This window comes from Desulfobotulus sapovorans DSM 2055, assembly GCF_059569355.1.
The window spans coordinates 21294-33837 of the sequence record NZ_JCANVJ010000032.1 but is presented as its reverse complement, the minus strand read 5'-3'; the positions used below and the strand labels follow the sequence as shown (position 1 = coordinate 33837).

Below are 12544 nucleotides of genomic sequence, written 5' to 3'. Positions count from 1 at the left end.
ATACACCATGAGGCGTACGCCCATAAAATAGTCATCCGAGGACTGAAACTCAAGCAGCAGATAGAGGTAGAGCCATTTTCCCCTGAACCGCACCCTCCATACGGTGTCGCTGTGGCGGGTGCGCATGTCTTCGGTGATGTAGGCTGTGGAAACCGGTTCCAGGGTATCGAGGTCAATTTCATGCACCCAGTCTTCTTTCACAAAACCGCAGAGAAGATCCCGAACCATTTCCGGATGAGAAAAAAAGAGTTTGTATCCCGTATCGTGGGGATTGTGGTCATTTTTCATGGAAAAACCATAGCAGAAAAAGGATTTTGGCGGGAATGAAAAAGTGTTTTCTGATTACCACCCTGGCTCAGCCATGCAGCATTGAACCCATCGTTCCCACGCTCCAGCGTGGGAATGCATCTTAAAGACGCTCCAGCGTCTTGAATCCCGAAACACTGTCATGCCCCAAACGCCTGTATGGCATTCAGAAACCGGATGCGCTCCATGTTTTGGCCTGGATCGTCCCGGCGCTTCGACAATATCCGGTTCCTGGAGAAGGAATTCCCGAAGATACTGGCCCTGGGCGCAGGAGCGCCCGGTAGGGCGTTCCCACGCTGGAGCATGGGAACGATAGCTGAGGTAAGGTGGTAATCAAAAAGTGTTTTTTCTGTGAGGGGTAGACCGGACGGGGGGGCGGAGTCTTCAGTGTAGAGGGGGGAACGAGAGTCTCGCGTATGGGGGCATCCTTTTATTGCGTTTACAGGTTTCCGGGACTTCTGTTCCACCAGTCCGAACGGCCTGCGTTCAGAATATCGTTTAAGGGTTTTCCTGCAAAAATGGCAAAGCCGGGATGCGGATTGGCAGTTTGGGAGGTAAGGAGAGCGCCAAATTCATCTTTGTTAATATTTCCAAGGGTTAAGCCCAGAAAGAGCCCCTGATCCGGCCCGGTAAAAGAGATTGTCTTCTCGCCAAGATCTGTACGGTAGGGATTTTTTCCATTATCAGAGAAAGTATTGTTGCCTACCACCACGTTGTCTCCCACCACACCGGAAAAACTGTTGAATGTAGCCGTCATCTTGCCCGAAACCTGGGGTGAGCCAAAGAGGATGCGGGCAAGTTTGCGGTTGTCTCCCGTACCGTCATATTCCGCCACCAGGGTCAGGCCGTAGGCTTTGAAGTAGTCGCTAGCATTATTTCCATAAAGGCGCACCTTGTCCCAGCTCTGATCCCAGCCGTCCCCACTTTCCGTTTTGTGATACCCTGCCCGGAACTTTTCGATTTCCATGTGGGTTTCGATGTACACATCCAGATCCATTCTGGCGTAATTTTTGGCTGTATCCATGGAGAAATTGACGATGGAGCCTGCGGTGACATCCCCGAGATCGTGATCCGACAGGCTTTGCAGAACCGGAGCTTCGGCAAGGAGCAGGCTCGCGGGCGGGTTGTCAGCTGTATCGCTAAGCAGCAGGGACGATGGGCTTTTTTCCTCCTGAAGCGCAGCAGGCCGGGCCAGAAGGGTGGCTTCCGGACGGGCCTTGAGGCTGGGCTGGCTGGGGGCAAGGGAGGGGGCGGGCCTGGGAATGAAAGCGGGCCGGGTCATGGAAAGCAGGATGGGTGCGATGGGAGGGGAAGGTGTTCCATCCCGTGAGGCTCTGGCCTGGAGAAGATTGGAGGCGGGAACCTCCTTTTTTCTGGGGATGGGGTCTGCCCCCATTGTCTCCTGATCATCACAAAAGCTGAAAATGCCTGTCTCCACCTCCCCTTCGTGCAGCACTTCCTCGTCGCTGAAAAAACCGTCACGAAATCCGAGGATACTGGCGGAAGCAGGACGGGCGGAAAAGAGGGTAAGCATACAGATCAGGCCCAGGGAAAAGAGCAGGGGAAGCATCTGGCTGAAAAGGGGAAGGAGAAAGGGTTTCATGGAAAATCCTTTTTCTGTACGGAAAGACGAAGAGGATGCACAGGGAAGGGGTCTTCCGGGAAGATTTTTTTTCAGAAGGGAGAAGGCGGTGATTTTCATGGAAAATTCCGTCCTGGAAATTCGACCACCATGTGATGGATTTTAATGCCCTGGGCAATGAGGGGGCCGAAGTTGCGCTCTGTTCCTGTGGAAGTATCCTGAATACTGGCGATGGCAAAGGAACCGCTGGCCTCTTTGAGATCCAGCCTCAGGACGGGGGTGGCTTCGCTTCTGCCCTCGTCGGTCACGCCCATATCAATGGAGAGGGGTTTGCCCTCCCGCATATTGCCCAGGCGGAAGAAGCCGGAGGCACTTGTCACCCCCGTAATTTCAGAATCTGGGTTATCCGGATCCAGTCTGGAAAAAATCATATTTTCAGAGAAATAAATATTTTGAAAGGAAAGGGTCTGACTTTCGGAAGGGCTGTAAGTGAAGGCGTCAATGTGCTTGTGAAAGGCAAATTCAAAATCCATGCCCGCTTCGCGGGAGGGATCGTTTTCATAGATCTGGCCTGCGGCGAGAAAAAGTTCCCAGCCTTGCATTTTACTCCCCTGAAGGGAGAAAGAGCCAAGATCCGTACCGTTTAAAGAAATACCACTGTTGCGGATTTCAAGGTTTCTTTCCCAGTCCGGAGCGCGGAGGGCAATCACGGGCCGATCCAGCACATCGGAAGGCCAGATGGTTGTTGCGGCAAAGGGATCTTCCCCCGTCCGGTACAGTGTGCCCAGATCGGAAAGCATACCGATGTCAAAGGTGATGGGATCAATGAAATCATTTTTATTGATGTCTTCAATGCCTGCATTGAGGGTAAGAAGGCTTTTTGTATTGCTAAGGGTGAGGGGGGTGGAAATTGTGGTGTCTTCATCGATTTTTTGTTTGCTGATGAAGGAAAGGCTGTCCATATGGTGATAAACCACCAGATCCGCAACCGCCATGTCCATGCCTGCCTGGGCCGTGCAGGCAGAAAGATCCGCATCCGTCATCGCTTGCAGGGCTTCGCTGCGATGTGCGGCGCAGATACTGAGGCAGAAGAGGACAGTAAGGGAGAGGACAAAGGCTTTCATGGTGGTCGTTATCCCCGGTAAGGCTTTTGTCGTACAAAGCCCCCCTCCCTGGGAGAGAGGGGGGCTTCATGAGTGTTCAGGCTTTTTCAGAATTCAAGCCGGAAGTTTTAGTGGGGAGCGATTTCCAGGCGACCACCGAGGATGGCGAGGGTGGAGGAACCGGACTTCTGGATGGTAATGAATTCATGATCGTTATTGATCGCTTTATTGGCAGTATCAAATGATTTTACACCGGTAAGCTTCACAGCTTTGCTATCATTTTCATAGTAAGTTTTGATTTCTACGGTAGGCAAACCGATCACCACACCAGCCACGTAGTTGCCTTTAGCTGTACCGATTGCCATAGACGAAGTTCCTGAGAGGTTAACTTCAGTTTCTCCATTATTCGTGTTATACAGCCAGCCCTTTGTCAGGGCTTCACATTCACCAATATCAATGGTCAGAGGGGAGATACCGTTTTTAAAGTTTCCTGTGGCGCCGTTTGTGGAGCCGTAAGTAAGAGCCCCTGTTGCCATTGAGTTAACTGCCTCTTGGGCAAGAGCGGTTCCAGCATCCTCAGCACTATCAAAAATACCAATTTTATCAACTATGTCAGTATATTTTTCGTGTGTTTGCCAGTCACCATTCGTATCTTCGTATTGGAAAAATGCATGATTGATTTCCGTTATGCCATATGTGCTTCCGTCAAGAATGGCACCTAAAGTCAGAAGCTTGGAACCGCTGTGTTCCAGCTTGATGCCAGCTTCGCTAGCTTTGCCAAATCCGTTGGTGTCAATATAAGTGACATCAGCAGCTTTCATGTAGAGTACCACATCGTCCAGAGCAATGCTCACACCGGCCTGACCGGTAACGGCACCAAGGGTGCTGTCATCCATGGCTTCCAGGGCCATAGCGGAGAAGGGAAGGCAGCAGAGGGCGGCAGCGACGATGAGTTTTTTACCGAAATTGCGTTTCATACGAACATCCTCCTGGTGAAAAATAAGGTTTTGGAGAGGCGTTCGCCTGAGGTAACCCGGCCATCCGAAAGACAATCTTGCGGACCCGTAGGCTTTCCGTCCTCCGGTTACCCGGAGTTTGGCTTTGAACAGAGGCGGTACTGAGCGTTTATGATGCGTCATGAAGGACTTGAATCTTCATGATGTCGCCAGATTTCTTTTGCGAACTTTGTTTTTCTCAGGGAGAAAAATTTTGTGTCGCTCTGTTTTGTCTGCTTTTCTGTGTGAACAGTGTTTCTGATGGGTCACAAAGTACACGCAACAGACTTTGCCTGTCAAGGGGTTTTTTTCAAAAAAAAACAGGTGAGGGGATTTTTTTTATAAGGTATTGATTTTTAAGGTTTGGAACAGTGTTTATTTTTAAAAAACATGATTTTTTCCGGCGGGATTCCCCGGGGTTCGGGGTTCAGATCCCCCCGCACCGGAACAGAACAGGGGGATGGGGCTAGGGGAGGAGGGGCAGGGGAGACAGCCTGTCACGGATGTCTCCGGTGAGGGGCAGGGCGTGGTTTCCTGATGTTTCGAGTACCACAAAGGTGACATCGGCCTCTGCGCAGAGGGTGTCCGTATCCTTCAGAAAAATCTTCTGGCGCAGTACGGCGGAGCGCTTGCCGTATTTCAGGATACCGGAGCGGATTTCTATGGTCTCATTCAGTTCGATGGAACGTCTGTAACTGATATTGATATTGACCACAAAAAAGGAAAAGCCCTTTCCGATAAAGGTCTCAAGATCCATGAAATCTTCAAACAGCCGCCACCGGCCTTCTTCAAGGAATTCAAGGTAACGGGCATTGTTGACATGGCCATAGAGGTCTGTGTGGTATCCTCGGATACGGATGACGGGAACACCTTTCATGGGAAGCCTCGTTTTTAAGGGGTTTTCGGAAAAGCCCATGGCCTTCCGGCCTGGGGCTTTTAACTGTCCTATTGATATCTAATTAAATCTCATCTATTCTTATCATTATGAATAGACTTGTTCCCATCGGCAAAGCCGCAGAAGTTTTAGGTGTCTCCATCCCCACCCTGAGACGGTGGGAAGCTGAAGGCCGCATCACGCCGGAGAGAACCAGTTCCGGGCATCGGCGCTATGATCTTGCAGCCCTGAAGCCTGAACTTTTTCATGCCCCGTCGGACACCCGCCGCACCCTGGCCTATGCCCGTGTGTCCAGCCATGACCAGAAGGAGGATCTTGAAAGGCAGAAGCAGGTTCTTGAAATGTACTGCGCCCGGCAGGGCTGGACTTTTGAGATTCTCTCCGACCTTGGCTCCGGCATGAATTATCAGAAAAAGGGGTTGAAAAAGCTCATCGAGGCCATCCTTGAAGGCAGCATTGGCCGCCTTGTTCTCACCCACAAAGACCGCCTGCTCCGTTTTGGCGCGGAACTGATTTTTGCCATCTGCGAAGCCAAAGAGGTGGAGGTGGTCATCCTTAATCAAGGAGAAGATACAAGTTTTGAAGAAGACCTTGCCAGGGATGTTCTGGAAATCATCACCGTTTTTTCCGCAAGACTCTATGGAAGCAGATCCCGGAAGAATAAGAAACTTCTCGAAAACCTGAAAAAGGCTGTGGAGTAAGCCATGCTCATTGCCCATAAGATTGCCCTTGATCCCAACAACGTCTAGGAAAACTACTTTGCCCGTGCTGCGGGTACGGCCCGTTTTGCCTATAACTGGGCTTTGGATCAGTGGAGCAAACAGTATGCGGCATGGAAAGAAGACCCAGGCCTTCCCAACCCCTCCCAGATGTCCCTGCGCCGGGACTTGAACGCTATCAAACATACGAATTTCCCATGGATGGCGGAAGTCACCAAATGCGCTCCGCAGATGGCCATTATCCAGCTTGGCGAAGCGTTTAAAAATTTCTTTACGGGTCGTACCCAAATCCGACCTTCCGCAAAAAGGGCGTGAACGACCGCTTCAGCATCACCAACGATCAGTTCACCGTTAAAGAAAAAAAGATCCGCATTCCGCTTCTTGGCTGGGTGAGAATGCGGGAAGAGCTTCGTTTCACCGGAAAGATCCTGTCTGCCACCGTCTCCCGTGTGGCGGACAGATGGTTTGTCAGCATCACCGTGGAGATCTCTAAGCCCGACCACCTTCCCCCCGCCGAAAACCAAGGCGCTGTGGGTGTTGATCTTGGCATATCCACACTGGCAAGCCTTTCCACGGGAGAAAAGATTGAAGGCCCCAAGGCCCATACCGCCCTTCTGAAACGTCTGCAACGCCTTTCAAAGTCTTTGAGCAAAAAAGAAAAAGGCTCTGCAAACCGCAACAAGGCCAGGAGAAAGCTTAGTCGTATCCATGCCAGAATCCGCAATATCCGAAACGATGCCCTGCACAAACTCACATCTTCCCTCACCCGCAGGTTCGATACCCTTGTGGTGGAAGATCTGAACGTGAAGGGCATGATGAAAAACCACAAGCTGGCCCGCTCCATCAGCGACATGAGTTTTTTCGAGTTCCGCCGCCAGATTACCTACAAGGCGGAAATGCGTGGCGGTCTTGTGAAGGTTGCGGATCGCTGGTTTGCCAGCAGCAAAACCTGTTCCGGCTGCGGTCACAGGCTTGAAAAGCTGCCCCTTTCAGCTCGGTCATGGATCTGTCCGGAATGCGGGATGTCCCATGACCGGGATGTCAATGCGGCCCTCAATTTGAAAAACCTTGCAGTTCACAGTACGGCGAGTTCCGCCGGATCTTAAAGCCTGTGGAGAGGAAGGCTCTGGCCTTTGCCGCAAGGCAGGGGTGAAACCAGCCTCAGGGAAACAGGAAGTCAGCGCCAAAGCTACCTATGGGGAGATTTGGGCAGGTCTGGCAGAACGGAAAACATGCCTAACAGCCGGAATCCGTCCTGTCAATGCCCCATCCTTACCCTTGTCTCTCAGATAAGGAAGCCCCTGCTTTTCATGGCCGGGATATTCTGCTAAGAGCTTTGCCGTGTGGAAGGGCTGTTTTGGCCGCCGGAGAGTGTGGGAATACCGGGATATCCGGGGATACTGGCTTTGGGCGCAGGAGCGCCCGGTAGTGCGTTCCCACGCTGGAGCATGGGAACGATAGGGAGAGGGGAGCGTGGGAACGGTAGGGATGATGGGAGTATGGGATTGATAGCTGAGGCAGGGTGGTCATCAAATTTGACGAAGGGTAACACACAGGAGCCGAGTACGTGGGAAGGAAAAAAAGTTTCCGTTACAGGGATGTGCACCAGATGGATCGGGTTTTTTTTCCGAAACTGAAGGGTGTGCATCCCGTTATGCTGGAACCCCGGTGGCCGGATACGCTTCTGGAGCCGGGACGGCCCGTTGTGCTGGAGCTGGGCTGCGGCAAGGGGGAGTATACGGTGAGTCTGGCGGAGCGGTATCCGGACAAAACCTTTATTGGTGTGGATCTGAAGTCCGACCGGCTGTGGGTTGGTGCAAGCCGGGCTGCGGAAAAGGGGCTGGACAATGTTTTTTTCGTACGGGCACGTATCGACCATCTGCCCGCCTATTTTCCGGAAAATTTTGCGGAAGCCATCTGGATTCCCTTTCCCGACCCCATTCCGGGGAACCTGACGGGAAGCAAGCGGCTGACCTCTCCCCGTTTCCTGAATCTGTACCGGTCCTTTCTGAAACCCGGAGGCATGATCCGCTGCAAGACGGATCATGACGGACTTTATGCCTTTACCCTGGAGCATCTGGCCGGGGCCGGGGCCAGGCTGTGCAGGGCGACTCCGGATCTGCACAGTTCCGATATCCGGGATCCGGATATTGTAGGGGTGAAAAGCCATTTTGAGCTGGAGTTCTGCAAGAAGGGCGCTACGGTAAAATTCATGGAATTCTGCCTTGCCTGAACAGGAAATGCCGGGTTCATGAAAGGCCCTGGGGATGCCTTGAGGCGGAGACGGGGCAGGGAAGGAGAGGCAGTATGGCAGCATTTTTTCTTCGGATGGGATCCTGGGGCTGGGCTTTCTGGATTCTTGTGCTGAGTTTTGGGGCCAGTCATTTCTGGACAGCGGCGGAAGTGCTGCACCTTCTGGAAGGTCTCCGGGATGCGGGGAGCCTTGGCGGGGAGGATCTTCCCAGTGCGGGGACTCTGATCTGGATTTTTTCACGCAACGGTCTTGTGGCTCTGTCTTTTTCCTTTCTGGCCCTCTGTCTTTTCCGGATGCTGGGCTGGGAGGAAAGGGAAGCTGAGGGAAGCTGTCTTCCCCCCGAAGGTTCCATCAGCCATGCCTTTGCTCAGGCCGTTTACCGTCAACGCCGGGAAGGGCGATCCTTTGCCATCCTGTATGGCCGCTGGCAGGGCCGGAAGGAGCCGGGCAGGATCCAGGAAGAAAAGCGGAAAGGGGCACTGCGTTCCCGGATTCTGGTTCTGATCCGGGAAGAGATCCGGCTTACGGATTATCTTATGCCCGTGGATCTTCACCATGCGGCCATTCTGGTGGAGGGGGGTATGGAAGACGCCGAGATTCTGTCCCGGCGCATCGCTGCCCGTCTTCTTCGGGAAGAAGTGGATGGAGATCCGGAGCTTTTCTGGGCTGTCAGTGTCTACAGGCCGGGTGACAGTCTGGAGGAGCTTCTCCTGCGTGCCCAGCGCGGCCTTGAAAAAAAGACGCCCCTTCTGGAGGAAAAGGGCTGATGCAGGCCTTCTCCGTCCCCCCTGTTTCCCGACTGGCACCGACGCCCAGCGGTTTTCTGCATCTGGGCAACGCCCTGAATTTTATCCTCACCTGGCTTGTGGTACGCCAGGGCGGCGGGCGTCTGCACCTGCGCATTGATGATATGGATGGTATCCGCTGTCGCCCTGAGGTGGTGGAGGATATTTTTTTTTCCCTGGACTGGCTGGGGCTGGACTGGGATGCAGGGCCATCGGGGCCTGAGGATTTTTATGCCCGTTTCTCCCTGATGCAGCGCATGGAGTTGTATTCTCAGGCCCTTTTCCCCCTGATGGAAAAGAAGCGGGTCTATGCCTGTACCTGTTCCAGAAAAAGTATTGCCCGTGCGGTGGGGGACGGGGTTTATCCCGGATTTTGCCGGACAGCGGGACACAGACTTGAGCCGGGAAAAACCGCTCTGCGCCTGCGGGTTCCTGCGAACACAGAAATTTGTGTCGGGAACCGGACTTTCCGTCTGGATGAGGCTTTCGGGGATTTTGTGCTCTGGCGCAAGGAAAATCTGGCCGCCTACCACCTGGCCTCTGTGCTGGAAGATGTGTCCATGGGCGTTACCCTGGTCATCCGGGGAGAAGATCTGTTTCCGTCTACAGCCGCTCAGATTTTTCTTGCGAGGATGCTGGATCTGAATGCCTTTGGGGCCATTGCCTTCCGGCATCATGGGCTGGTTCTCGGGAAAGGCGGGGAGAAGCTTTCCAAGTCCAGGGGGGCCTATGCCCTGTCGGATATGCGGGAGGCGGGACAGTCTCCTTTGGGGGTATGGCGTTTTGTTGCGGATTTTCTGGGCCTGCCGTCCTCTCTTTCCATGGGCAGCCTGAAGGATCTTCAGGAGGCTTTTGGGGAGGCTTCGGAGAAAAAAGGGACGCTGTACAGCTTTTGAAGGAAGGCATTGGGAGCGTGCAGGCGATATGGGGATGGGGTCGGGAGGGAGTTATGATGGAGACCGCAGGAGCGGTTTTGCAAAAAACGGGTCTCATTATGCTGGCGGGTGCTTTGGGCAGTCTCTGCCGTTATGGGCTTTCCTCCGGCGTTTACTGGCTTGTTGGCAGGGCTTTTCCCTGGGGTACGGCCTTTGTCAATCTGCTGGGCTGTTTTCTTTTCGGTCTGGTCTGGGTGCTGGCGGAGGAAAGAAACCTGATTCCTGAAGCCTTCAGGGTGGTGCTGCTGGTTGGCTTTATGGGGGCTTTCACCACCTTTTCCACCTTTATCTTTGAGTGTGCAGGTCTTGTGCATCACGGAGAATGGCTGAAATTTGTTCTCAACATGGCAGGGCAGAATTTTTTGGGACTGATGGCCCTGTATCTGGGCTATGCCTTCGGCAGGCTTTTCGGGTAAGTCGGGTGTTTTTCTGATTCTATCTTCTGTGTACCGTAAGCTGGGGAAAGGGAATGTGCCAGCCGAAACGGGAGCAGGCATCCACACAGCCTTTTTCCAGAAGCCGTTTCAGATGGAGATACTCCCTGGCTGCCTCCGGAAAGAAGACTGCAAAGACCCGGATATTCAGAGAAGAGTCTGTGGCCTTCATGAAGGCGGTCTCCAGGGTTTTCAGGTGCTTCCCGGCAGGGTCTGCGGCCAGTACGGCTTCCATGAAGGTTTTCAGTTTTTCGGGCAGGATGGCCGTACTTTCCCCATGATGGGCGTAGTCGAGTCTCAGCACGCACTGGATGCCGAAGCCTTTTCTGCTGAGATTGGGAAGGGCCTGTTCCATGAAAGTCACCGCAGGCCAGGTACGGAGGCCGCCACCTTCCAGTTCCGCAATAACCTGTTCAGGCGTCTGCTGCACAATGCGGGCGGGATGGTCTTCATCCAGAAGCAGCATATCGTTTGTGCTGCTGGGGAACCAGGGTTCCTCCGGTGCAAAGGGGCGGGACTGCATGCCCACAAGATTTTTCAGGGGGATACGCAGCATCCCTCCTTCCAGAGCGGGATTGATGAGAATACCGTGCAGGGCCAGTCTTTCCACCTTCCACGGGATTCCCATATGGATAACACGCTCCCCCTCCCTCAGGGTTCCCATGTTGAGGATGAGTTTTCCCTGTTCCCAGAACTGGGCCATACCGTTACGGGCGGACCAGGCCAGGGCAATGAGCAGGAGCAGGGCAATGCTGAGCAGCATCCAGTCTCCAAAGGCATACAGCAGCAACAGGGCCATGCTGATGGAAGCAAAGGCCGTGGTGCTGTGGAAAAGAACCTGAAGCAGCCGGTGATGGAGGGGAGGCGGAGACTGCTTTTGACTGCTGCTCCATTTCCAGTAGAGGAAGCGCAAAAACAAAAAAGTGCCCACAAAGGCGGCAAAGGCCAGAAAAAGATTGCGTCCCCTGGTTTTGACAAAGGTGATCAGCCCCCTTTGCATGGAGACCAGCATGGGTTCTTTGGGATCCGTTTTCTGTTCCAGCTGGAAGCGCAGTCTCCGGATCTGGCGCTGGGATTCCTTTTCCCGCTCCTGCCAGGAGCGGAGAAGGTCGGTGAGGTGGCGTTCCAGCAGGGGATCCTGGGTTTTTTCCCTGAACCCCTGGATCCGGGTCAGGGCATGACGGATTTCCGGCAGGGCCTCCTGATAAAAGGCAATGTCCCTGCGCAGACGTTCCAGCTCCCTTGGTCTTGAGGTCATCTGCTTCAGGCTCTCGATCAGGGGCCGGAGGACTTCCATCAGCTCTTCTTCAAGGCGGAAAGCCTTTAAGGGCGCATGGCTGCCGGTTTCTTTTTCCACACCTGTGGCAATGGATTCAAACTCGCGCTGATAGGCATCCCTGAGGGAAAGCAGGTGGCGGAGATCGGATCGGATGGTCTGCTTGCGTTCTTCGATCAGGGCTTTTTCGTAGTCCTTTTCCTTCTCCAGAATCTGGACTTCCAGGGTCTCCATGGAAAGGAGCAGATCCTTCAGCGTTTCCAGGGCGGAGGGGGGGAGGCCTGTGGCCGCTGGCGTAGAGGCCAGGACAGATGCGGCAGGGGGCGTGAAAAACAGTGTAAAAAAAATGAAGAAGACCAGTATGGGCCGTATGAAAAGGGCGGGGCCTTTGGGGTACATGGACTTTCCCCTAATGGAGGGGGCACCGGAGTGCCCCGGAAAGTTATTGGCAGAGATCCGGATTGTCCTGACAACGCTTTTCCTTTTGTTTTTCCGCAAGACGTACCCTGCGCCGATCCATGGCTTCCCGGTTGCGTCTTTTTTCTTCATCGTTTTCGAGGATCAGACGGGGCATGGCAGCAGGTTTCATGTGTTCATCCAGAGCGACGAAGGTGAGATAGGCGGAAACCACATGGCGTACCTTACCCGTAAGAATGTCCTCAGCCTCCACGCGTACGCCCACTTCCGCAGAGGTGCTGCCCACAAGATTGAGGCTGGCCTTGATGATGAGAAGGTTACCGATGAATACGGGGTTGTAGAAATCCAGGCGGTCCACAGAGGCGGTAACGCAGAGTTTGCGGGCATGGCGGACGGCCACAACACCTGCGGCATTGTCGATGTATTTCATGATGACGCCACCATGGACGTTACCAGCCGGGTTGGTATCTTCCGGCAGCATGAGGTGGGAAAGGATCACGCGGCTTTCCCTTACGTTTTTTTCCTGCATGGAATATCTCCTTATGGACGGATGGGAAATGTTTGCAACAAACGGAGCAGGACGCCTTTGAATCCGGCACTGATTGTCCGGTACCTGCGATCTGGCGGTTGCGATTCGGCGGTAACTATAAGATCCGGTTTTCAGCCTTGTCAATCGCTCTTTTCTTTTTCTGAAAAGGGAAGATTCGTATTTTTGCATACACTGATCTGATATATCAGCCTGTGGACGAACTTTAGCGCAAAAGCCTGTTTATGCTTGATTTTTTTTTAAAGTTCCCTATTGTTTCTTCCTGCAAGAAAAGACGTGAAATGTCCTGCTGACAG

Annotated in this window: 12 protein-coding genes, 2 pseudogenes and 1 riboswitch; of the genes and pseudogenes, 7 read left to right on the top strand and 7 right to left on the bottom strand. The window is 53.5% G+C overall.

Going from position 1 to position 12544, the window contains the following annotated elements; genetic code table 11:
* The 5 genes from BR04_RS15710 to BR04_RS15690 form a co-directional block, all read right to left on the bottom strand.
* On the bottom strand, positions 1 to 288 hold a 288-nt coding region (locus BR04_RS15710; RefSeq protein WP_496356972.1), incomplete at its 3' end, for an Rpn family recombination-promoting nuclease/putative transposase.
* A gap of 457 nt (positions 289 to 745) precedes the next feature.
* Positions 746 to 1909 (bottom strand): hypothetical protein, encoded by a 1164-nt coding sequence (locus BR04_RS15705; protein WP_496356971.1) that lies wholly within the window; start codon positions 1907 to 1909, stop codon positions 746 to 748.
* Between the two features lie 95 nt (positions 1910 to 2004).
* Positions 2005 to 3012, bottom strand: a complete 1008-nt coding sequence (locus tag BR04_RS15700; RefSeq protein ID WP_496356970.1) for a hypothetical protein — start codon at positions 3010 to 3012, stop codon at positions 2005 to 2007.
* Between the two features lie 107 nt (positions 3013 to 3119).
* Positions 3120 to 3968 carry a DUF6160 family protein gene (locus BR04_RS15695; RefSeq protein ID WP_496356969.1) on the bottom strand — a complete coding sequence of 283 codons (849 nt, stop codon included), beginning with the start codon at positions 3966 to 3968 and terminating at the stop codon, positions 3120 to 3122.
* 47 nt (positions 3969 to 4015) lie between these two features.
* Positions 4016 to 4101: riboswitch (cyclic di-GMP riboswitch) on the bottom strand.
* Positions 4102 to 4452: 351 nt separating this feature from the next.
* Positions 4453 to 4863 carry an acyl-CoA thioesterase gene (locus tag BR04_RS15690; protein ID WP_496356968.1) on the bottom strand — a complete coding sequence of 137 codons (411 nt, stop codon included), beginning with the start codon at positions 4861 to 4863 and terminating at the stop codon, positions 4453 to 4455.
* Positions 4864 to 4970: 107 nt separating this feature from the next.
* Between BR04_RS15690 and BR04_RS15685 the strand changes: the two genes are divergently transcribed.
* From BR04_RS15685 to BR04_RS15655, 7 genes and pseudogenes are all read left to right on the top strand, one after another.
* Entirely contained in the window at positions 4971 to 5582 is a 612-nt protein-coding gene (locus BR04_RS15685; protein ID WP_496356967.1) for an IS607 family transposase, read from the top strand.
* A gap of 60 nt (positions 5583 to 5642) precedes the next feature.
* A pseudogene (locus BR04_RS15680) lies at positions 5643 to 5915 on the top strand (helix-turn-helix domain-containing protein); the annotation flags it as partial.
* A pseudogene (locus BR04_RS15675) lies at positions 5900 to 6706 on the top strand (RNA-guided endonuclease InsQ/TnpB family protein); the annotation flags it as partial. The pseudogenes BR04_RS15680 and BR04_RS15675, both read left to right, overlap by 16 nt.
* A gap of 461 nt (positions 6707 to 7167) precedes the next feature.
* Positions 7168 to 7833 (top strand): tRNA (guanosine(46)-N7)-methyltransferase TrmB, encoded by a 666-nt coding sequence (gene trmB / locus BR04_RS15670; RefSeq protein ID WP_496356966.1) that lies wholly within the window; start codon positions 7168 to 7170, stop codon positions 7831 to 7833.
* A 74-nt stretch (positions 7834 to 7907) separates the two neighbouring features.
* The gene (locus BR04_RS15665) at positions 7908 to 8621 is read left to right on the top strand and encodes a hypothetical protein (RefSeq protein WP_496356965.1); all 714 of its coding nucleotides are present in this window, start codon (positions 7908 to 7910) and stop codon (positions 8619 to 8621) included.
* Complete coding sequence (locus tag BR04_RS15660; RefSeq protein WP_496356964.1) at positions 8621 to 9535, top strand: glutamate--tRNA ligase family protein; 915 nt, start codon at positions 8621 to 8623, stop codon at positions 9533 to 9535. Before BR04_RS15665 ends, BR04_RS15660 begins: the two co-directional genes overlap by 1 nt.
* Positions 9536 to 9588: 53 nt before the next feature.
* Positions 9589 to 9990: a fluoride efflux transporter FluC gene (locus BR04_RS15655; protein ID WP_496356963.1), complete on the top strand. Its 402-nt coding sequence runs from the start codon at positions 9589 to 9591 to the stop codon at positions 9988 to 9990.
* A 19-nt stretch (positions 9991 to 10009) separates the two neighbouring features.
* Here the strand turns inward: BR04_RS15655 and BR04_RS15650 are convergent, their stop codons facing one another.
* Together BR04_RS15650 and BR04_RS15645 are read right to left on the bottom strand one after the other, a co-directional pair.
* Positions 10010 to 11683 (bottom strand): hypothetical protein, encoded by a 1674-nt coding sequence (locus BR04_RS15650; protein ID WP_496356962.1) that lies wholly within the window; start codon positions 11681 to 11683, stop codon positions 10010 to 10012.
* 43 nt (positions 11684 to 11726) lie between these two features.
* Positions 11727 to 12230, bottom strand: a complete 504-nt coding sequence (locus BR04_RS15645) for an acyl-CoA thioesterase (RefSeq protein ID WP_496356961.1) — start codon at positions 12228 to 12230, stop codon at positions 11727 to 11729.
* Between the last annotated feature and the right edge of the window lie 314 nt (positions 12231 to 12544).